The organism is Sphingomonas sp. So64.6b, assembly GCF_014171475.1.
Lineage (GTDB): Bacteria > Pseudomonadota > Alphaproteobacteria > Sphingomonadales > Sphingomonadaceae > Sphingomonas > Sphingomonas alpina_A.
This window is the reverse complement of the sequence record NZ_CP048817.1, coordinates 1,462,608-1,481,144: the sequence shown is the minus strand read 5'-3', so window position 1 is coordinate 1,481,144 and position 18,537 is coordinate 1,462,608. Positions and strand designations below refer to the sequence as shown.

At 66.8% G+C, this 18,537-nt stretch carries 23 protein-coding genes; 5 read left to right on the top strand and 18 right to left on the bottom strand.

The features are described 5' to 3' along the window. Positions 1-40: 40 nt before the first annotated feature. From G4G27_RS07125 to G4G27_RS07115, 3 genes are all read right to left on the bottom strand, one after another. Positions 41-1,600 (bottom strand): DUF6504 family protein, encoded by a 1,560-nt coding sequence (locus tag G4G27_RS07125; RefSeq protein WP_183112687.1) that lies wholly within the window; start codon positions 1,598-1,600, stop codon positions 41-43. Continuing rightward, the gene (locus G4G27_RS07120) at positions 1,521-2,252 is read right to left on the bottom strand and encodes a damage-inducible mutagenesis protein (RefSeq protein WP_183112686.1); all 732 of its coding nucleotides are present in this window, start codon (positions 2,250-2,252) and stop codon (positions 1,521-1,523) included. Before G4G27_RS07120 ends, G4G27_RS07125 begins: the two co-directional genes overlap by 80 nt. A gap of 148 nt (positions 2,253-2,400) precedes the next feature. After that, positions 2,401-3,057, bottom strand: coding sequence for an SOS response-associated peptidase (locus G4G27_RS07115; RefSeq protein ID WP_244624593.1), 657 nt, complete (start codon positions 3,055-3,057; stop codon positions 2,401-2,403). Here G4G27_RS07115 and G4G27_RS07110 point away from each other — a divergent pair. Beyond that, positions 3,047-3,604, top strand: a complete 558-nt coding sequence (locus G4G27_RS07110; RefSeq protein WP_244624592.1) for an SOS response-associated peptidase family protein — start codon at positions 3,047-3,049, stop codon at positions 3,602-3,604. The genes G4G27_RS07115 and G4G27_RS07110 overlap by 11 nt on opposite strands. A gap of 49 nt (positions 3,605-3,653) precedes the next feature. On the opposite strand, the gene G4G27_RS07105 is transcribed toward G4G27_RS07110, so the two are convergent. The 3 genes from G4G27_RS07105 to G4G27_RS07095 all read right to left on the bottom strand — a co-directional run bounded on the left by G4G27_RS07105 (position 3,654) and on the right by G4G27_RS07095 (position 6,974). After that, entirely contained in the window at positions 3,654-3,938 is a 285-nt protein-coding gene (locus tag G4G27_RS07105) for a hypothetical protein (protein ID WP_183112685.1), read from the bottom strand. 358 nt (positions 3,939-4,296) lie between these two features. After that, entirely contained in the window at positions 4,297-6,282 is a 1,986-nt protein-coding gene (rlxS, locus tag G4G27_RS07100; protein ID WP_183112684.1) for a relaxase/mobilization nuclease RlxS, read from the bottom strand. Positions 6,283-6,614: 332 nt separating this feature from the next. Beyond that, the gene (locus G4G27_RS07095) at positions 6,615-6,974 is read right to left on the bottom strand and encodes a hypothetical protein (protein WP_244624591.1); all 360 of its coding nucleotides are present in this window, start codon (positions 6,972-6,974) and stop codon (positions 6,615-6,617) included. A 627-nt stretch (positions 6,975-7,601) separates the two neighbouring features. On the opposite strand from G4G27_RS07095, the gene G4G27_RS07090 reads away from it, so the two are divergent. Continuing rightward, positions 7,602-8,057, top strand: a complete 456-nt coding sequence (locus G4G27_RS07090) for a MucR family transcriptional regulator (protein WP_183113668.1) — start codon at positions 7,602-7,604, stop codon at positions 8,055-8,057. 203 nt (positions 8,058-8,260) lie between these two features. On the opposite strand, the gene G4G27_RS07085 is transcribed toward G4G27_RS07090, so the two are convergent. The 4 genes from G4G27_RS07085 to G4G27_RS07070 all read right to left on the bottom strand — a co-directional run bounded on the left by G4G27_RS07085 (position 8,261) and on the right by G4G27_RS07070 (position 10,134). Then, positions 8,261-8,857 (bottom strand): lytic transglycosylase domain-containing protein, encoded by a 597-nt coding sequence (locus G4G27_RS07085; protein ID WP_244624685.1) that lies wholly within the window; start codon positions 8,855-8,857, stop codon positions 8,261-8,263. Then, the gene (locus G4G27_RS07080) at positions 8,854-9,426 is read right to left on the bottom strand and encodes a S26 family signal peptidase (RefSeq protein ID WP_183112681.1); all 573 of its coding nucleotides are present in this window, start codon (positions 9,424-9,426) and stop codon (positions 8,854-8,856) included. The genes G4G27_RS07085 and G4G27_RS07080 overlap by 4 nt, the downstream gene beginning before the upstream one ends. Further along, positions 9,419-9,652 carry a helix-turn-helix domain-containing protein gene (locus G4G27_RS07075; RefSeq protein ID WP_183112680.1) on the bottom strand — a complete coding sequence of 78 codons (234 nt, stop codon included), beginning with the start codon at positions 9,650-9,652 and terminating at the stop codon, positions 9,419-9,421. The genes G4G27_RS07080 and G4G27_RS07075 overlap by 8 nt, the downstream gene beginning before the upstream one ends. 161 nt (positions 9,653-9,813) lie before the next feature. Then, the gene (locus tag G4G27_RS07070; protein WP_183112679.1) at positions 9,814-10,134 is read right to left on the bottom strand and encodes a DUF736 domain-containing protein; all 321 of its coding nucleotides are present in this window, start codon (positions 10,132-10,134) and stop codon (positions 9,814-9,816) included. 410 nt (positions 10,135-10,544) lie between these two features. Here G4G27_RS07070 and G4G27_RS07065 point away from each other — a divergent pair, with 410 nt between their 5' ends. From G4G27_RS07065 to G4G27_RS07055, 3 genes are all read left to right on the top strand, one after another. Beyond that, on the top strand, positions 10,545-10,982 hold the full coding sequence (locus G4G27_RS07065) for a thermonuclease family protein (protein ID WP_244624590.1): 438 nt from the start codon (positions 10,545-10,547) through the stop codon (positions 10,980-10,982). Next, on the top strand, positions 10,982-11,716 hold the full coding sequence (locus G4G27_RS07060; RefSeq protein ID WP_183112678.1) for a hypothetical protein: 735 nt from the start codon (positions 10,982-10,984) through the stop codon (positions 11,714-11,716). Before G4G27_RS07065 ends, G4G27_RS07060 begins: the two co-directional genes overlap by 1 nt. A gap of 67 nt (positions 11,717-11,783) precedes the next feature. After that, positions 11,784-11,990, top strand: a complete 207-nt coding sequence (locus G4G27_RS07055) for a hypothetical protein (RefSeq protein ID WP_183112677.1) — start codon at positions 11,784-11,786, stop codon at positions 11,988-11,990. Here the strand turns inward: G4G27_RS07055 and G4G27_RS07050 are convergent. The 8 genes from G4G27_RS07050 to G4G27_RS07015 all read right to left on the bottom strand — a co-directional run bounded on the left by G4G27_RS07050 (position 11,987) and on the right by G4G27_RS07015 (position 18,028). After that, positions 11,987-12,319 (bottom strand): hypothetical protein, encoded by a 333-nt coding sequence (locus tag G4G27_RS07050; protein WP_183112676.1) that lies wholly within the window; start codon positions 12,317-12,319, stop codon positions 11,987-11,989. The two genes, G4G27_RS07055 and G4G27_RS07050, sit on opposite strands and share 4 nt — an antisense overlap. Positions 12,320-12,380: 61 nt before the next feature. After that, on the bottom strand, positions 12,381-12,566 hold the full coding sequence (locus tag G4G27_RS07045) for a hypothetical protein (RefSeq protein WP_183112675.1): 186 nt from the start codon (positions 12,564-12,566) through the stop codon (positions 12,381-12,383). 236 nt (positions 12,567-12,802) lie between these two features. Further along, on the bottom strand, positions 12,803-13,147 hold the full coding sequence (locus tag G4G27_RS07040) for a hypothetical protein (RefSeq protein ID WP_183112674.1): 345 nt from the start codon (positions 13,145-13,147) through the stop codon (positions 12,803-12,805). A gap of 400 nt (positions 13,148-13,547) precedes the next feature. Beyond that, positions 13,548-13,760, bottom strand: a complete 213-nt coding sequence (locus G4G27_RS07035; protein WP_183112673.1) for a hypothetical protein — start codon at positions 13,758-13,760, stop codon at positions 13,548-13,550. A gap of 67 nt (positions 13,761-13,827) precedes the next feature. Then, on the bottom strand, positions 13,828-14,058 hold the full coding sequence (locus G4G27_RS07030; protein ID WP_183114011.1) for a hypothetical protein: 231 nt from the start codon (positions 14,056-14,058) through the stop codon (positions 13,828-13,830). 304 nt (positions 14,059-14,362) lie between these two features. Next, complete coding sequence (locus G4G27_RS07025; RefSeq protein ID WP_183112672.1) at positions 14,363-16,225, bottom strand: ParB/RepB/Spo0J family partition protein; 1,863 nt, start codon at positions 16,223-16,225, stop codon at positions 14,363-14,365. 139 nt (positions 16,226-16,364) lie between these two features. Then, the gene (locus tag G4G27_RS07020) at positions 16,365-16,817 is read right to left on the bottom strand and encodes a DUF2958 domain-containing protein (protein ID WP_183112671.1); all 453 of its coding nucleotides are present in this window, start codon (positions 16,815-16,817) and stop codon (positions 16,365-16,367) included. Beyond that, the gene (locus tag G4G27_RS07015; RefSeq protein ID WP_183112670.1) at positions 16,817-18,028 is read right to left on the bottom strand and encodes a zincin-like metallopeptidase domain-containing protein; all 1,212 of its coding nucleotides are present in this window, start codon (positions 18,026-18,028) and stop codon (positions 16,817-16,819) included. Before G4G27_RS07015 ends, G4G27_RS07020 begins: the two co-directional genes overlap by 1 nt. Between the last annotated feature and the right edge of the window lie 509 nt (positions 18,029-18,537).

The window sequence follows — 18,537 nt, the reverse complement described above, 5'->3', positions numbered from 1 at the left end:
GCGATCATCATGCGAAGGCGCGATCCTTGTGGTCGCATTCTCAAGCGAATGCTCCGTGGAGGAACCAGCGCATCGGGCCGGTCGCGGGATTTTCGCCATCGCCGAGACGGAAGATCCAGTAGCGGCCGCCGCTCACCGTCTCGACCTGGAAATAGTCGCGCACCACATAAGGCCGGTCGGCCTCGACACCGCGCTCGCGCCACCATTCGCCGTGGAGCCGTTCGGGCCCATCGGCGCGCGCGACGCGGAAGCGCTTGCCGCGCCACATGAACATGGCGGGCGGGTGGTCCGGCAGCATCGCGGTGACGTCAATCGCCTCGGGCGGCGACAGCATACGCGACGGTCGCGGCAGGTCGCCATTCCAGGCCGCGCCACCGGCAGCCGCCAAAGCTGACGCATGCACCACCGACCGCTCGGGCATCGCGCTTGCCTGAGGCGCGCTGCGGTACAACCGCCGCTGCCCGAAGCGATTGGCCAGCGTGTCGACCAGAGCGGGGAGGTCGGGCCCACGCCGCGCGACACTTTCGAGCCCCTCGCCTTGTCGGTGCTGCCGGGGCTCGATCAGCGGGGCGACCAGGGTCATCGCCTCCACCCCGAGACCCGGATCCACGTCCTCGATCCGCGCGCAGAGCAGCTTGGCGAGATGGCGCGGGTCGCGCGACGGTGTCGCCGTGCCGACCCGGATCGCCTGTGCCATGCCGTCGACCCGGTGGAAATGACAGTCGAGCCGGCGGGCGCCCTTGCCGATCGCCGTGAGCTGGTGCGCGATATCCCCCGCCAAGTCGTCGATGACATGCGCGAACGCCTCCGCGGTCAGGATCGGCTCGACGAATCCGCGCCGGGCATGCGGCAGCGCTTCAGGGAACAACGCCTCGATCGGTTCGGGGATATTCCCCAGTGCCTGGTCGAGACGCCGGTACAGGCTGTGCCCGAAGCGCTTGGCGAGAGGGCCACGCGGCGCACCCAGCAATTGCTCGATCCGCTCGAAGCCGAGCTTGCGCAGCGCATCGACCACTCCGGGCTCAAGCCGCAAGGCGCGCACCGGCATCAAGGCGAGTGCGGCGTGGTGCCGGCCCGGCTCGATCGATACCGGCCGGCCCGCCGGCACATGGCGCGCAACCGCATGGGCGCAGCCCGCGGTATCCGCGATGGCGATCTGCACATTGAGGCCGAACGCGGCGAGGCGCCGATGGAGGTCCTTCACCAGCGCCCGCTCGGTGTTGAACAGGGCAGCGCAGCCGGTCACGTCGAGCCACAGTCCGTCCGGCGGATCGGGGGCGACGATCGGCGCGTAGCGCTGGCCTGCCCACAGCGCGATGCGGCGAAGACCTGCCAGGTCGGCCTCGGGATCGGCGTCGATCACCTCGAGTCCGGGGACAAACGAGCGCGCCTTGGTGACCGTCATGCCGAGGGTGATTCCGAGCGAACGCGCGTCCTGATCGACCGCCGCCACGATGCGCCGACCATGTTCCGGAATCGCGGTGACGAGCGGCGCCCGGACCGAGTGGTCGGGGCTCGCGTCAGGCGGCGGCTTGGCGGTCGTCCGCCGCAACCGGTCGGTCGACCAGTGCGGCAGATAGACCGATACGACCCTGCGCATCGCATCCCTCCACCAGCCATTCATGCGGATCGCCGCCGCGCGCCCGCTCGAGCACCACCTGCCAGCGCGGCCTGCCCAGGCTCGGAATGTCGAGTGCCTCGCTGGGTGCGGCGGCGATCCGCCAGCGCGTCATCGCAGCCGTCCCTTCGACCGATGCGTCGATCCTCGCCGCGCGCCGGAAGACAAAGGCCGGGACCCCCGACGCCTCGGCGGCGAGCTGAAGCCGCTTCGAGGCGGTCGTCGAATATTTGGTGATCTCGCCGACCACCCCGGCGAGCCCGGCATGGCGCAGGCATTCCTCCATCGCCAGCAGGACGTTCGTGTCGCTGCCCGCCTCGACATGGATCACCCGATCGGGATGCAGCCCAGCGAGGTGCAGCGCCGGGGCAAAAAGGTCACGCCAGCGCAGGCACCAGAGCACCGGCCCTTCCAGTCGCGCGAGGATGCCGGCGAGGAAGATCGTGGCGCTCGCATCATCGGCGAGATCGGCGCTGCCCGCGACCTCGTGCAAGGCGCCTGCGATCAGGCCGCCCCCCGGCAGGCGCGAGTCGATCCCTGCGATGCCGAATGGCAGCGATTCACGGCGCGCAGCAACCCCTTCGACCTCGGCGATCCGGGCGCGCAATTGGGCAATGACGGCGGCGTGGTGCATGGCATCGGACAGACTCGGGAACGGACAATTCGTTCCCTTTCTGTTTCTACCCGCCAGAACGAGTCAAGCGCGTAGAAATTCCGGTGCCGTATCGATCGGCACGCGCGGCCGTTTGGCGCACCGGCTTTTTCCAGCAAGCTCTGCCCGGCTAGAGGAGCGCCGCCTGTGCCGCGGCCGGCGGATAGACCTGAACCACCGGCAGACTGCCGCCAGGCAGACGGGTGAGCACCGCCGCCGCCGGCGCGGCCGGATCGAGCCAGTCGGCCCAGCGCTCGCGGGGAAGGGCGACGATCTGCCGGCTATGATAGGGCGCAACATCCTCTCCCGGCTCCATCGTCAGCATCGTGAACGCCTCGCCGATCTCCGGATGGGCACGCCAGATGCCGGCGATGCAGAACCAGCGATGGTCGCGCATCGTGAACAGCCATTTGTTCTGCCGCTTCTGCTTGGGGTCGTCTGGCTTGGTGAACTCGTAGAAACCGTCCGCCAGGATCAGGCAGCGCCCCGAGGTGAACTCGCGCCCCTCCGAGCGGAAATTATAGACGGGCTTGCCGCCGGGCCCGGGCCAGCTCCACCGCCGGTTCACCAAGTCCCCTACGCCGCGCTCCCCTTCGACCGTGCGGACGATCGGCGCGATATCGCTGATCTTGATGTCCTCGCGCGCCGCGACATTGGGCGTGCCCTCGGACAAGTTGATCTTGATCTTGAGGTCGTCAAAATCCTCGACGATCGAGGCGATATCAACTTCGAGACGATAGTCGTTGCACATGTCCTGCCCCTGATCTCGACCGGCCTTGCGACTCAAGGTCGTTCCCATTATGTTCCGAGCGGTGACCGCGACTCCAACGCCTTTCGATTCCGAAGCGCCGCTCGGCACCCGCCGCGCCATCATCCGGCGAAACCCGGACGATCCGCAAGAGATAGAGATGGTCGAGGCGGTCTGGGGTTCCGATCCGCGGTTCAGCGGCGGCAGTATCTATCGGTTCGTCCGTTCCGAAGGGAAGACGTTCCCCAGCCATCGCTGCCTGGTTCCGGCGTCGGAATTCCAACTGACGGTAGGCAAGCAACGCTTCCGGGTGACGCTCGACGGCGGCAACTTCTTCTACCTCGCCGCGGTCTGGGAACCGGCGATGGGCGAATGGCCGCTCTGCTATCGAATCGTCACGGTCGATGCGAACCCCGAAGTAGCGCTGCACCAGGAGCGGCACGGCGCGATCGTCGAGCGCCGCGACGTGCTGAAGTGGCTTGATCGCACCGTTCCCGAAAGCGACCTGCTGGTGACGCCGCCGGCGCGTACCTTCGTCGTCGAGGAAATCGGCGCGCGACCGGTGCAGACCGCACTGGCATTCTGAGCGCTTCGCGCGCGCCGGGGTCGAGCGTCGGCCCTGGTTCCGCAACGACCTATTTTCCGGCTTCGTACGAGGCGAGCCGCTCGACCAGGCTCGCGATAGTCTCTCCGCTGAAACTGCTGATGGTCGCGCCGTCGACGAGAATGGCATGCTCGAGGGTCAGGACGGCGTCGGCACGATGCGGCGCATCCAGTTCCCGCCAGGCACGCACGGCATCGGCGAGGCTGGTCACCTCCGCGAGGTCGCTGTCGCCGCGCGGCACGTTTTCGAGCGCCGCGCTCATCCGCCAGTCGATCGACGGCGACATGGCATCGTCGCCCCAGCTTGCCTCGGTCATGAGGCCCGTCCCAGTCGTGCTTCCGACTCGCCGATGTCCGACCGGGGCTGGATTCCGCTGTCGGCGTCCGTCCTCATATGCGCGTGCGCGCCGCCGCCGCAGCAGCGACAGGAAGGACGCCCGGGCTGCTTCGTCGCGGCGGCCAATCGACGCCGCTCCTTCCGGTTCGGACCAAAGTCTGGAAGCGCATGTGCGGTATGCATGAAGATCTCCGACGCGATCCGGGAAGGACCAGAACCCCGGCGTGACGGCTTCCGTTCCCGACGTCGTCGCCACCCAACACCCATGGCTATGCGATCGTTCTCGAAAGAGCGCCGAATGGTTTCGCCTCCCTGCGCAATGGCCGGGGCCCCATTCGTTATCCGATCTGCGGGCCCTGCCGCCCGCGCCCGGTCGACCAGTTGACCACGTCGCCGCGCAGTATCCCTGATACCGGCTTGCCGATCTGCCCCTCGAGCACCGTCCGCCACGGCACCAGCGTGAATTCCCGGCTCTTCTCGATCAGCGCGAACCGCCCGCTGACCAGGTCGATCCGGCGCCGGACGATCCCCTCGATCCGGGCGCCGTTCCTGGTCTCGGCGAAGGGAAGGTCCAGCTCCTCCGATAGCTGCCCTGCGACCCGCAGAAGCTCGCGCCGCTGCAGCGTCGCGAGCAGGTCGGGACGATAGCGGGTCGCGCCCTGCGATTCCTCAGCCAACCCCTGCGCGATCAACCATTGCCGGCGGCGATCCTGCGCGTCGCGCACCTCGGCGCCGAACGCCGCTTCGCGGAGCGGCAGAGGCTCCGCGCTGACCAGCGACCGATCCAACCAAGTCGCCGCATCCGCCTCGACAAGTTTCGACAGCGGTTGCGGCGACAGGATTTCGACCGAGACAGGGCGGTCGCGCAACAGCTTCGTCTCATGCGCCCCCGCCCGTTCGAGATGATCGCCTGCGATGATCCACTGTCCCGACGGTTCACGGGTCACATTGCCGCTCAATCGGCGCATTGCCTCGAGCCGACGGACATGGGTCTCGGCGAACGCTTCGGTCGCACTCGGGTCATGGCGCAGATGCGCGTCGATATCATAGTGGCCGCCATTGGCTGCGGCGACTGCGGCGATGGTGCGGTCGGCTTCACGCACCGCAGCTTGCAGCGGGTCGATCCGCACCACCGCACCCTCCGGCACGATATCGAGGCCAGCGCCTTTCCCAATTGCCACGTAATGGCTGCGCCCATCGATGCCGTCGATGATCAGATAATGACGGTCGGCATGCTCGTCGGCCAGGCCGCGCCCGACGACTCGTCCGACCAGCGGTCGGGCTTCCGGCGATGACGGATCATAGATGACCTGATCGGCCTGCGCCCGCTCCACGCCGCGGCGCGTGAACTCGCGCTGCATCGTGCGGATGATGTCGCCGCGCTCGCCCATCCGCCGGAGCGTGTCGCCAAGACCCTCGGCGAGCCGCCAGCGCATCCCGCCGATCGGCTCGGCCAGGCCGAGCTGCCTGAGCTTGGCCAGCCGGCCGGCGCGCAGTGCCTGACTGAACGCGTCGCCCTGGGCTGTCGCGACGACATGATCGATGCCGGCATCGCGCAGCAATGCCCGGTCGAGCGAGGTCAGGCGCTCCTGCTCGACCTCGGCGCGAAGGCCGGTCTCGATCTCGCGGGCCGAGCGCGGTCCCAGGTCGAGATCGACGAGCTCGCACGCGCGCTCGCGCATGCCGGTCGTCAGATAGTCGCGGGCAATCACCAGATCGGCACCGAGATGGTCCTTGCCGCGCACGGCGATATGCGTGTGCGGATGGCCGGTGTTGAAGTGATCGACCGCGACCCAGTCGAGCTTGGTACCCAGGTCTTCCTCGACCCGCGCCATCAACCGGCGGGTGAGTGGTTTCAGATCCTCATATTCGGCGCCGTCCTCGGCCGACACGATGAAGCGAAACTGGTGACGATCGCCGCTCCCGCGTTCGTGAAATGCCTTGCCGTCGACCGCGTCGTCATCGCGGCCATAGAGTTGACCCGGTTCACCGGTGCGCGTTGTCCCGTCGCGCTGGAGATAGCGCAGGTGCGCCACCGCGGCCCCTGCCCCCTTGCCGGCAAGCTTGACGATGCTGGCCTTGATGATGACGCGGCGCGCGCCATAGGCCGCGCGACTGCCGCGACCGGCGAGGGCGCGCCCCACCCCGGCGCCGCGGCCGATCCAGCTGCCGGTAAAACCTTTGCTGCGCGACCCGAACACCGCCGCGCCGCCGCGTGCGAGATTGGCCGCCGCGAGCACGCGGCCGAGATATTTCCGCGCGCGCTTGCCGCCGGCGCTGCGCATGCGTCCGAGGCGTGGTTCGAAGTCGTTTTCATCGGCCATGATGACGGTCCGCTGGAGTATTTCGGGTGAGCATGACGCGCCTCTGCGCCCCTGAAAACCGGTGCCGCCGAACCCTGCGGAAAACCGTCGATTCTGGGCCGAATGGCACTGGTCACCGGAGGGCAGTGCCAAATCCTTCGCCAAAAAACGATGTGCAGACAAACACTTGCGGGACCACCGGTGCCGCAGCTTTATCTTGCCTTCCGCCGCCCTGTCCGCTCGCTCACCCTGCCATCCTCCCCGGCGCCTTCTCCCTGTCTTAACCAAGGCACAAAAAAGCCGGGACGCGATGCCTGTCCGACATCGCATCCCGGCTGCGCTCCCCTTGCAGATCAACGCTGCGTCACGAACGCCTTTCGCGCTCCCTGCTCGTTTGAAAATGTGCGCCGCCCGATCATGCCGTGCGCCATGCCATCGCCATCGACGATGCACACTGCGACGAACCATTGCCTATCCAGAAACCCGATAATCGCCACCCGATCCAGCTCGAAATCACTATCCCCGGGTGCCTCATAAGCGCCCAGCCAACGCTCCTGATCCCGCGCATCCCAGGTGAAATCGCACTCTTCCGCCGCGATGAATCGCTGCGCCAACGCCTCTGCCGCGCCGCGCCCGAATTCGAGTTCGAGCCCCGCCACGAGCACCGCCATCACGCGATCCGAGCTGTGCGAAACCGGTTGAAACACGGTCATGAGAACCTCCATCAATTGACGCCTTCCTCATCGAAGACAGCCTCTCGACGGCGGTTGCCGGTGTGCCTGTCAGGGCTGCCGGAGCGCCAGCGCAGGCACCGCGAAGCGGCGGCGGAGGAACCGATTTTGTTGCGCTGCTACGAACAAACACGCGTGCGCAGCACGCTCAATCTCGCGGCAAAATTGGAGGGGCCGCCGGCCTTGCACAGGCGCGCCGGCAGCCGCCAAACTCGGACGATCCGAGACGAGCCCTCCCCGCCATCCGCATGGCGCGACATCTCCAAAGGACGCGCTCGACTGGTTACCAAGCTCCCCAGTCGATGTGTCGCTTGGGGTGAAAGGGATGCGAAAATAGCGATGGCGCGGTGATGGCGCGTCAGCCCGACCGACCATATATTAAAGGAGATCGAACCCAGAAACGGTTGGAGTGCGGTCCGAAGAATGATGATCGCCGGTCATCGACTATAGACAATGATGTCGGTTTTATACTTGCCGGTAAGCTGGTGTGCCGCGCCCGATGTCAAAAGCAACAATGACATCTTGTGTTGGCAACCAACGACTATCGGCGATATACACAATGCGCAGACCATCGCTGCAACTGGAGAATGACTTGACCGAGGAAATTCGCTGAATGCTGTCAAGCTGGCGACCGAACTGACCATCGCATGGCTGTCGAATCCGAATAATCGCATTGCCGCCGACGAGGCTCCCGCCTTTCTGCGTACGATGCACGCGACGGTCACCGAGTTGACAGCCGGCGCGGCGGCAACCGTAACGAGCAGCGAAGAGCTCGCACTCGACGAAGACTTCACCCCCGCCGTGACGGTGCGCAAGTCGCTCGCATCAAAGGATCACATCCTCTCGCTGATCGACGGCAAACCCTACAAGACGCTGCGTCGGCATTTGTCGGGCCATGGCCTGTCGCCGGAAGACTATCGCCAGCGCTATAATCTCAAGGCCGATTATCCGATGGTCGCCGAGAATTATTCGATCGCGCGGCGCGAGATGGCAAAGAAGATCGGCCTTGGCCGCAAGCTCGGCCAGAAGCCGGCCGGTCGCAAGCCGGGCAACAAATCCGCCTGAGTTTCTGGAGCCTGCGCGCGCCGTCCGATCATCGATTGGACGGCGCGCGCTGTTCCATTGCAACGCCAATGCTGGCGCGTCCAGGGCATCGAGGTGCCGGGTGGGCACAGGTTTGACGACGGATACGACCTACGCGCGGTAAGCGGCTCCCGCCCCGCGATGACGCGCAACATTCCCGCACCGGAAATGGGAAGATCAACGGATCAGCGCCGCTCGGGGATCGCGAACAGTCCCGTTGATGGTGCCACCGGACCGGCGGAACTCGGATCACGCGGGTCGGCATTCAGCGATACGAAAAGACCGGGGCGGCGGGGTTCGCCTGGCGCGGTCGGCATCCTCGCCGGATCACCCGTCACGCTTGCGAGATAAGCGCTGGTTTCGCCCGGCAAGGCCTGGCGGCCGGCAAGGTAAGCAGCATATCGTCCCGGCCCGGCATTATAGGCGGCGAACAGACCGGGATAACCGAACCGGTCATACATCAGTCGCAGATAGGCGGTCCCGGCGATGATATTGTCGCGCGGATCGAACGGATCCTTCCCCAGGCCGAGCGCCGCCCGCATCTCGTTCCAGGTACGCGGCATCAGCTGCATCAGACCCATCGCGCCAGCCCGACTGACGATCGGCCGCCGCCGGAGCGTCGTCCTGCCACCGCTCTCGGCGTGCATCACACGCTCGATCCAGACGACCGGCACGCCGAACCGCTGCGATGCCTCGACCACCAACGGGCGCCAGTCGGAGACGGTTTCGGCCCGTGCCGGGCAGGTGAGCGCGAGCAGCGCCACGAGCGCCACCGATCTCAGCGGCGCCACAGCATCACCGCCTTGCCGATCACATCGGCTGCCGGCGTCGGGCCGAAATAGCGTCCGTCGAACGAGTCCGGCGCTTCCGCCATCAGCAGGAACAGCGTGCCGTCGCCGAGCATGCGGCAACCGGTCCACCAGGGCAGCGACCGCCCGTGCGAGTCCGTCGCGCGCCGTGTTGCCAAGGGTCGGCCGTTGACGAAAATCATCCGACCGACAGCGCAGACCCGGTCACCGGCGACCCCCGCCACGCGCTTCACCAGCGGCACGTTTGATGGGATATAGTGTCGGCGCGCTGCCAAGTCGCGAGCGGCAAGCGGGGTGCGCGCAATTACCATGTCGCCGCGAACCACGGGTGTACCGGGCCCGACCCGGTACAGGCCGATCGGCGCGCTGGCGCTGGCATTCCACACCAGCCGAGGCAGCGGCGGCAGCACCGCGGTGGCAAGCACGACGGCGCACCCGGCGCCGAGCACGAGGCCACGGCGGCGCAGAATCTGGCGCCGGCGCCGCGCCACACGCAGGGCCTCGCCCCAGGCGAGCAGCGGCAAATCGCGGCGCTCAGTCATGGCTGCCACCCTTTTTATGGGCGTTTGACCAAGCCTCGATATCGTCGATATGATAATACCAGGCACGGCCATGCAGGCGACAGATTGGGCCGCGCCCCTCGGCGCGCATGCCCTTCAGGCTGGTTGCCGCGAGGCCGAGATGGAACGCGGTCTGCTTGGCGGTGAGGAACGGGCAGGTTTCGCGCGCCTTGCGCGCGCGAACCGCAGTGTCGTCGGTGTCGTCCATGGGCCTTGTATCCGCTTGTAGCGGCCGCCGGATCGCGCCGCCCGGACACCCAATTGAACGCTGAAAGCCGCATCCGGCAGGGTCGAAAACGCACCTATGCGTTTTCGACCCGGTGCCAGGACAAATCCGCGCGCCGGGTCGGCGCGCGGATCGCCGGCCACTCAGTCGGCCGGATTCCAGATGATGGCGAAGGCATCGTCATCGTCCTGGCCGGCGGCGCGGCCGAGATTGGCATAGAGCCGCCGGGGTCCGAATTCGGGCGCGGCGAGGCTGAGCGACACATAGTCCTTGCCGGACATTTCGCCGCGCCGCACCCAGCCGGCCCCGACCTCGACCCCACCGGCCGAGACCCGATAGTCGGGCTGGGTGTCGGCGGTCTTCTGGCCATTGGGCACGATCATGATGTCGGTGCGGATCGACAGCGTCTTGAGCTCGCCCTTGAAGCCGTTTCCTTCGCGGGTGACATAACCGATTGCGGGCATTGCAGGTCTCCTTGCGTTAACTCGCCCGAACCGTTCCGGGCGATGGGCGGACCTCAGGGACGGCCAGGCAGACACCCGAACCGCAAGGCCGAAGCGGCAGCGGAGGACCGGAGCCAAAGGCTTATTTGAAGCGAAGCGCCCGCGAGGAGCCCATGGCACATGGGCGGGGAAATAAGCCGGCAGGCGATGGTTTTGGGCGGCGGCCGGCCGTTCCAGGTCATGCGCCCGAGGAGCCGGGACCGGTTCGGCACGGAGTGCGAAAAAGACAGTCATGCTCAACGATGGCCCCGCTCAAGGGAAGCGTGAAGGGCTGACAGGCTGCCGATGATGCCCCGCGCACGGACGGGCGATTGCCAGCGACGCGACCCTGCCATATCGCCTGGACGATGATGATCGAGACGAGACCCAGGATGGGGCACGGGCGAAGCGAGCCAAGCATAGCCAGTCTCGCGCCGCGCGTGATGCTCGCTTCGCTGGCGCTGCTGATCACTGCCGCGACCCCGCCCAAGCAGGAACGAATCCGCTATGTCACGGATGGCGATACTTTCCGGCTGGAGAGCGGTGAGCGTATCCGGATCGCCGATATCGACGCGCCGGAAACACGTCGAGGTCAGGCGAAATGCACAGCCGAGATCGTGCTCGGCCAGACCGCCTCGACCCGCGCCAGGGCGTTGCTCAATCGCCGCGATGTCGGGCTGGTTAGAACTGGCCGCAGCTATAATCGAACCGTCGCACGCGTCACGCTCAGCGGCCGTGACCTGGCGACCGAACTGGTCCGGATCGGCGTCGCGCGGTGGTGGCCGCGCGGCACGCCGAAACCCGATTGGTGCGCAATGGCGCCCCGCTGATGGGCCGTTATCCGCCGCCAAAAGGGTCGCGCGCACCAACCCGGATCGACCGAAAGCAGGTCGTCATTCCGCCGCAACCAGCGCCCCGCCCGGCCGCGATCGTCGAGCCGCCGCGATCGGCGCGTGAGCGCCGCTGGCTCATCGCCGCCGCTGCGGCGAGCGGCTGGATCGCCTCGCTGTTTCTCGGCCTGCTCGACCTGCCCGCCAAGATCAACGGGTTCGCGACCGAGCAGCCCAAGGCGACCGAGCGCATCGGCAACTGGCTCTTTCTCGACCGGAACCTGAGCGGTGCCTGGTCGAGCCAGCCGGGGGGAGACGTCATCGCCAAACGCCGCGATCCAGCGATCGACGCGCTCGACGGAGCCCCGGTCGAGGTCGAGATGCAGGTCTATCGGGGCGAGGACACGGGCACGATCGGCTCGGGCGGCCTTGCCAGGCGCTATGTCTTTTCACCGGTCCAACTCGACGGATCTGTTGAGCGCGGCCATGTACGCGGCAGCGTATGGGATGTGGTCGGCGGCCAGCGGGTGCAATTGGCGACGATCGACTTGCAGCCTGCCGAGCGCGACGGCGAGCCGGTGCTGATTTTCTCGACGACTGGTCCGTCGAACCGTTATTTCCCGTCGCGCGCGATCCTCTGGTCGACGCCGGCGATCAGCGAAGGCGAGGTCAATCGCGATTTCGTTCGCGCCGTGTCTCGGGCGGCCAAGAGCGTCGCGAAGCCGGAGAAGTGATGGCGTGCACCGTCCGGCGACGCCGATGCTTCCCGGTAAAGCAGAGGGTTTGCACTGGCGCTAACGGGTGGCATTGATCGCATATGACCGTGCTCCGATCACCCGACTGTCGCCCTCGCCGATCTGCGATGATTGCGTCGCGAAGACGCTCAGCCTCGCGATCGACCTGTGGTGGCGCAAGCTGATCCGGGCGCTGACCAAATATGTCTTCGAGATGATGCAGCGCCTGCCACCAGGCACGCGCCTGCTGAGAGATTATCTCGCCCCGGACTAGCTGAACCGGGCCGGCGGTAGCCGCTCCGCGAACTCGAACGACAGGACGGGGTGCTCGTAGCGCACATTCTCGACCCGCCACAGCGACAGATAATCCTTCCGGTCCGTGGGAACGCCATTTTCAAGATGGTCGGAGGTTAGGAGCACCTTCTTCAGCTTGCGGATCGCTTCGATGAAGGGCGGCCATTTGGGATTTCCGCCGACGGCATCATCGACATAGATCGGCCGCTTTCCCTTGCGCACGACGAAATAGACTTGGTGCACGCACGGGATCTGCTCCCCGCCCCATTCTGCGAACCATGTTCCGCGGTGGCCTTTTGGTTTTGCCATATGATCTCGCCGCGCTGGGTGTGGAACGCCTTGCCGGATCGTCCGCCGGTCGCAGGCCCGATCAGCGATCGCCTCGGACAAGCATTGGCACGGCGGGCCGCCGAGGAACAGTCTCTGGATCCCCGCGCTGCGCACGGATGAGCTTCGACCGACCGTTGAACCAGGCAGTGATGATGGCCGCGATCCCTGCGCCGAAGCCGCCAAAGCCCAGTCCGAGAAGCGCGATATCCCTGACATTCTCGATCATGCTATGCCCGCCTTACTACCGGTACGCACACTTAGCCGCGTACGCTGCGCGAGTTTACGGCGGATGTGCACGTGTCGGAATGACTTGATGGGCTGGGCTCTCGCGCCCCGGAAATCGTTCCGGGTGTCGGGCAAGCTGCCTGGAGCGTGCACGACGATACCAATCGTTCTCAGCGCACGCTCGGGCATGACGCCGGGCATTGCTGCAGCAGCGCTGCGCTGCCGGCGGCGCGCCGATCAGCGGCCCCGCAACTCGTCGCAGAGTCGATCGAACAGATCGAAGAACCGACGCTCCAGTTCGCCTTCGCTCAAGCCGAACGCGGCGGCCGTGACCGGCAGGTCAAGCAGCGCCGCAACGCTTCGCGCATCGCTCAGATAGCGCGGGTCGAGGTCGCGCGCGGTCGCCAGATCGCCGGCGTTGCGCATACTATAATCGGCAATCCAGAAGCAGTGGATCAACCGTTCGCGCGGGGTCAATGCGTCGATCCCGCCCGCCCGCTTCTTCTCGATGATCGCATGACCGTCGTCGATCAACCAGGTTTGGTTGTCGATCTCGCCCGGTTTCGACTCCGTCCTGTCCATTGCGCGATGCCTAACGCGGCGGGCGCATGAGCGCCACATCCTTCACACTGTGCGTGTAGCCCTTATCATCCCGCCGTCATCGGGATCCGGCAGCGCCATCTTACCCGGTGCGGTCGGGTCGAGCGTCGTCATCAGGAGTCGAGTCGAGCCAAGTCGAACTGGCGGCGGCGACCCTAGCACTCGCCCGGGCCGCGCCGACCCTAGCACTCGCCCGGGCCGCGCCGACCATGCCGCATTCGGTATAAGCGACCGGCGGAAAATCTCGTCCATGCCGATACCCGGCTCTCGACCCTTGGGGCAAAAGCGGGCGCCCATACCCTGCGTCGCCGGTGGGCGTCAGCACGCGCTGTGTCACCGCCAAAGGCGAAGTAGGGTTCCGGTCGTTATCGACGATCGGGCATCACGGGCATTTGGTGAACTGGCCCTTTTTCGGACCCGATGCGATATGGCATTTGCCCTTGGCGTCCTTGGTCACGCCACCGGTGGCGGCGGGGGCGGCAGTCTTGGGCGGGCATTTGATGAACTTGCCCTTGGCGTCCTTGCACGGGGCAGCGAGCGCGCCGGTTGACGCGAGCAGGGCAAAAGACGCCAGCGCGAGCGAGAATTTCCGCATTCGAGTTCTCCTTGTTCAACTCATCACAGGCCGCATTGGAACGCGCCCATGAGGCCAGGTCAACCGCCTAGCGGGACTTATGGTAGCCGTAGCGATTGCTGGTCCGGACATTGCGATAATGGCCGCCCTTGTGACTCGACCCGCGATACGAACCGGCAAAGTGCCCACCATGACTGCTGGTGTGAGTCGATCCGGCATAATGAACACGCCCGCCGCCATAGCTATGACTGCCGCGCGCCAGTGCCGGCGTGGCCGCGATCGCCACGAAGGCGAGTGCCGCGATTGAGAGTTTGAACATTGGCATCCCCTGTTGCGGTCGAGTCGCCGCCCGGCACAGAGTTTGCTCATGTCATCAGCGGGTCAAGGCCGTGAATGAACCGAAATGGCCCGGTGGCAAACCGCGGACCGGGCAGCTGCGTGCGGCACTGCCCTTGCCCATTTGCTGCTCAATGCCGGTTCGAACGGTCACGGAGAACCGGCCCGCCGCGCGCCCGAGCACCGCCAGGTGCGAGGGCGCGCGGCCGGATTTCACCGGTCCAAATCGAGACTCTCCGGGCGGGAAAACGCGCGGGGCGGCATACCCCCGCGCGCCTTTCGCGTCGTCAGGCGGCGGCACCCTCCTGCGTTTCCTGATCGTCGTTTGCGGCACGTTCGCCCTCGCCGCCGCCCTTGCCGTCACCGGGCTCCGGCGACAGCGCCGCGCCTGCCGGTGCGGTCGGATCGGGCTCGTCAGCGGCCTTGGCGGCGGCGACCGTCGCATTCGCCTTGACCGTCCCGACCCCATCGCGCCCGGTATAGGCGGCGGGCGGGAAGGCCATCCATTTCGGCACCCAATGCTCGACCCTGCTCCTGCCGCCCAAACCGCCAAGATGATCGGTGACGATGCGTTTGAGCGTCACGCCCTTCTCCTTGGCATTGGCCTGGGCAACCGCCTCGCCCGCCACCTCGGCGACCATCGCACGCAGCACCTCCTTGTCGCGCACGAGATCGAAGAACGCCGTATCGGCCTGCCACCACTGCGCCATGTCGATGTTGAGGGTCAGCCCGACCGCCTCGACCGCCGCGCCGCCAGCGGCGAGCGTCTCGCCCATCGCCACCGCGATCACGTCGCCGAGCGCAGGCTCGGGCAAGTCGAGCAAGCGCAGGAACAACCGGACCAGCCCGTAATCATCGCCATTGCTACCGGTCACCGTGGCGCGCTCGGGGTCCATGCCAAGCAGCGCCAGCACCGCGCGACGACGCTCGTCGAACCGCGTCTCCCCGGTGCAATTCTCGACGCTCTCGCGGGTGGCATCATCGCGTGCCCCTTGCGGTTCGCGACGCACGGTCCAGAGCGGCGAGCCAATGATCAGATGCGCGACCATCAGCCGCAGCGCCACGCCGGGATGCGCCGTCAGTGCCGCACGAACGGCGGCGTGGCGGTGCAGATCGACATAGGTCTGACCAGCGGAGGTGATCTCGGCGCGCTTGGGTTTCTCGCCCGTTGCGGTCATCCCGCGCACCGCACGCTCAGCCTCCCTGCGGCTGACATAGCCTTCATGGAAGGTTACTTCGCCGGTCGCGCGGACATCGACATAGATCCGCCCACCCTTGCGCTTGCCGGCTCTCTCATATTCCCAACTATGGAAATGCGCGCTCGCCGGAACGATCACCACCTCGCCCCAGCCTTGGGCGAGATAGATGTCGCACCGCGCCGCGATCGCCGCGTCCTGTGCGGTCCAGAACGCGCTCGCATCGGCGAAATAACGATCCTCGCCGAACAGGTCGGCGACCGTCACGACGCCGCTCGTGTCCACGTCGAACAAAGCAAGGCTCGCCGCAATCGACTGCCCGCCGAGCAGCCATGCCTTGACCTGCGCGCCGACTGGCGCGCGCGTCGTCGGATCATCGACCAGCTTCAACCAGTCCTGCTGCTGGCGCTTGCTCGCCAAGGTCAAATGGCGGACAGTGGCGATGTCGATGTCCTCGCGCGCATAGAGTGTGCGGATGCGCGGCAGCAGATTGCCGAGCGCCAGCACGCGGCGGACCATCAGGTCGGGCAAGCCGAAGGTGGTGGCGATATCCTCGACAGAGCGCCCCTCTTTGACCAGCCGGGTGAAGGCTTCCCAGCGGGTCACCTCATCGGGATCGAGCCGCGCGACATTCTCGATCAGCGAGGCTTCGACCGCATCGGCGTCGTCGCTTGTGTCGAGGATCGCACAGGGCAGCAGATTGTCATCGGCTTCCGCCTCGCCGCCAGCGGCACGGACCTCGTCGGCAACCAGGCATGCGGCGGTGAAGCGCCGCCGCCCGGCGACGATCTCGAAACAGTCCGGCGCGCAATTGGGGCGCACCAGCACTGGCTGAATCACGCCACGCTTGCGCACGCTGGGCAGCAGGTCGGACACGTCAGGCACCTTTTTGCCATAGCGCATATTGGCCTTGCTGACCGACAGCTTGCCGAGCGGGATAAAATCGAGTTTCATGACTCTACTCCTTGTGAGTGCCGGTCCCGTCGGTCGTTGGACAATTGGCGGGACCGGTTTTGATGACGGGCGAAACGCGCCCGCGCGTCAGGGACTCCATCAAAGTGGTACTTTGATGGGAACCCTCAGCCGCCGCCCGTCAGGGCGGCGGAAGCTGGTCGGGATCGGGAGCGTCGCCGTCATCCGGCGCGGGACTCGCCCGAAGCTGCGACTCGATCGCGCGCAGCAGCCGCGCCGCGTCGAGGATCGACCCTGAGCGGCGCGCGGTATGGGCCCAGACCGACAGCGGCACGGCACTCGAAAAACCGATGTCGCGCTCGATGCCGAGGCCGAACGGCAAGCGCACGGCTGCGATTTCGGACAGGCTGAACGAGCCAAGCTCAGGACAGCCAAAACCAAGGTCGGCGAGTCCGAACAGCGTGTCGCCGTCCGCGTCGAGTTCGGTCGCGAGCCATGTGGCTGCGCCAAGCGGATTGAAGAATTTGACCAATGGCACGGGATCGGGCTCGCGCGTACCGGCGCGGCTCGCGGCATCTTGCGCGTCGGCATTGGCGCGCAGCCGCGCGGCGATCTCGGGAGTGAGCAAGTCCATCACAATGCCTTCCCGGCGCACGCGGACAGGGCCGGTGTCAGCGGTGACCCCGCATCGTACGGCGCTTGAAGGCCGCAGGTCAGGCGGCTGAGCGGGCGGGCGAACGGCCCACCGGGCGCGGCGACCATCCCGCTCGCCATGGCGAGCGAGGCTCCGGGCAGCGGATAGGTCGAGCGATGCCGCGTGAGCAACCAGTCGGCGGCCTTGGTGGCAGCACTCGCCGCGCGGAAGATCGCCCTGCTGTCCTCGCGCAGCACCTCGAGCCATGCGGCCAGATAATCGGCATGGCGCACGGTCGGCTCGATCCCGAGTGAGGCGCACAGGAACGCGGAGCCGAGTTCGGCAACCAGTTCCTCGCGCGCATAATCCTTGGTTCCGAAGGCGGTCGAGAGGGTGCGCGCGAGGCGCGAGGGGTGGCCGGTCGCATGGGTCAGTTCGTGCAGCGCGGTGCGATAATAGTTGATCTGCTCGAAAAAGGCGGGCTGCGGCGGCACCTGCACAAAGTCGCGCGACGGCACATAGAATGCGCGGTCGCCGCCGATGCGAAAAGCCACGCCGCTCGCGGCGATCACCTGTTCGGCAACCGGCACGATCTCGCGTTCGGGAAGCGGCGCGGGCTCGGGTGCGAGGTCGGCCCGCAGTTCGTCGCATTGCGCGACATTGAACACGGTAAAGCGCTTCAAGAAGGCGATGCTTTTCGCATCCTCGCCGCGCTCGACCGCGCGGGCCTTTTCAGTCTCCGGCGTAAAGCGATCGGCATAGACCACGGTCGTGCCGCGCTCGCCCTTCCTGACCGACCCGCCCGCTTCGAGCGCCTGCCGGAAGGTCAGCCAACCCTGTGACGGATAGCCATGCTCGATCACGGCGCCCCACAGGATCAGCACATTGATCCCGGAATAGCAGCGCGCGGTGAGCGCATTGCGCGGTAAGCCAGTGGCAGCACCTCCCGCCCTGCCCCATGGCTGGACCCATGGCACGCGCCCCGCCTCCAGCTCGGCGATGATCCGTGCGGTCACGTCTTCATAAAGGCTGGAGCGGCAATGATCGTCCGCGCCGTTACCGGTCGAGCCGCCGGTCCCGGTGTTACCGCGCTTGCCGCGCCCCGTCCCCGCTTTGCGCGAGCGCCCGCGCGCTGTCCCGCCATCCGGCGCGGCGCCAGCCGCGCCCTTCCCCGCTCTGGCCTTCGAGCCTCGTGAATTGGTGCCGTGCATCGCGATCCTCCTGCACCGCCCGAAAAACCGACAGGGCCTCCCCGCAGAAAGCGGGGGTGGGCGGCAGCAGCGAACGAAGAGGACCGCTAGAGCGGGTCTGGCACCCAAAGGGCCGGAACGCAGTGGAGGAGCCGAAGCGCAAGCGCCGGCTTGCCGGACCCGCGGGCGGGCCTAGCAGGGAGCGCCGCGCACTCCCGCTTGACCGGGAGAGGCCACAGACACGCCGCCGCGCGAGCGGCGACCACAGCACCCGGCGGCGAAGCCGCCGCAAACAAACGAAGGGAATCCCGGCCGGCGCGCTCGAACGAGCGGCGTCACCCGGGCTTTTGAGCGCAGACCGCCGCTGTCGGCTGCGCCAAAAAACGGGTGCGTCGCCCGAGCGAGAGGTTGGAGCGCCCGCGGGGCCGCTCCCGAGCGCCGCGCCCTGCCGCAAGCCTCGCATCGGCGGAGCGCGTCATTGCCCCGCTCCATAGTCTTCCTTCCTGGGGGCGGCCTTGCCGGCCCCCGCG

Coding starts and splice junctions, on each gene's coding strand:
- G4G27_RS07025 (WP_183112672.1), bottom strand. CDS start 16,225: ATGAAACTCGATTTTATCCCGCTCGGCAAGCTGTCGGTCAGCAAGGCC.
- G4G27_RS07070 (WP_183112679.1), bottom strand. CDS start 10,134: ATGCCCGCAATCGGTTATGTCACCCGCGAAGGAAACGGCTTCAAGGGC.
- G4G27_RS07035 (WP_183112673.1), bottom strand. CDS start 13,760: ATGCGGAAATTCTCGCTCGCGCTGGCGTCTTTTGCCCTGCTCGCGTCA.
- G4G27_RS07080 (WP_183112681.1), bottom strand. CDS start 9,426: ATGACTGAGCGCCGCGATTTGCCGCTGCTCGCCTGGGGCGAGGCCCTG.
- G4G27_RS07105 (WP_183112685.1), bottom strand. CDS start 3,938: ATGACCGAGGCAAGCTGGGGCGACGATGCCATGTCGCCGTCGATCGAC.
- G4G27_RS07050 (WP_183112676.1), bottom strand. CDS start 12,319: ATGGCAAAACCAAAAGGCCACCGCGGAACATGGTTCGCAGAATGGGGC.
- G4G27_RS07075 (WP_183112680.1), bottom strand. CDS start 9,652: ATGGACGACACCGACGACACTGCGGTTCGCGCGCGCAAGGCGCGCGAA.
- G4G27_RS07125 (WP_183112687.1), bottom strand. CDS start 1,600: ATGCGCAGGGTCGTATCGGTCTATCTGCCGCACTGGTCGACCGACCGG.
- G4G27_RS07030 (WP_183114011.1), bottom strand. CDS start 14,058: ATGTTCAAACTCTCAATCGCGGCACTCGCCTTCGTGGCGATCGCGGCC.
- G4G27_RS07060 (WP_183112678.1), top strand. CDS start 10,982: ATGGGCCGTTATCCGCCGCCAAAAGGGTCGCGCGCACCAACCCGGATC.
- G4G27_RS07045 (WP_183112675.1), bottom strand. CDS start 12,566: ATGATCGAGAATGTCAGGGATATCGCGCTTCTCGGACTGGGCTTTGGC.
- G4G27_RS07040 (WP_183112674.1), bottom strand. CDS start 13,147: ATGGACAGGACGGAGTCGAAACCGGGCGAGATCGACAACCAAACCTGG.
- G4G27_RS07015 (WP_183112670.1), bottom strand. CDS start 18,028: ATGCACGGCACCAATTCACGAGGCTCGAAGGCCAGAGCGGGGAAGGGC.
- rlxS (WP_183112684.1), bottom strand. CDS start 6,282: ATGGCCGATGAAAACGACTTCGAACCACGCCTCGGACGCATGCGCAGC.
- G4G27_RS07020 (WP_183112671.1), bottom strand. CDS start 16,817: ATGGACTTGCTCACTCCCGAGATCGCCGCGCGGCTGCGCGCCAATGCC.
- G4G27_RS07095 (WP_244624591.1), bottom strand. CDS start 6,974: ATGACCGTGTTTCAACCGGTTTCGCACAGCTCGGATCGCGTGATGGCG.
- G4G27_RS07065 (WP_244624590.1), top strand. CDS start 10,545: ATGGGGCACGGGCGAAGCGAGCCAAGCATAGCCAGTCTCGCGCCGCGC.
- G4G27_RS07120 (WP_183112686.1), bottom strand. CDS start 2,252: ATGCACCACGCCGCCGTCATTGCCCAATTGCGCGCCCGGATCGCCGAG.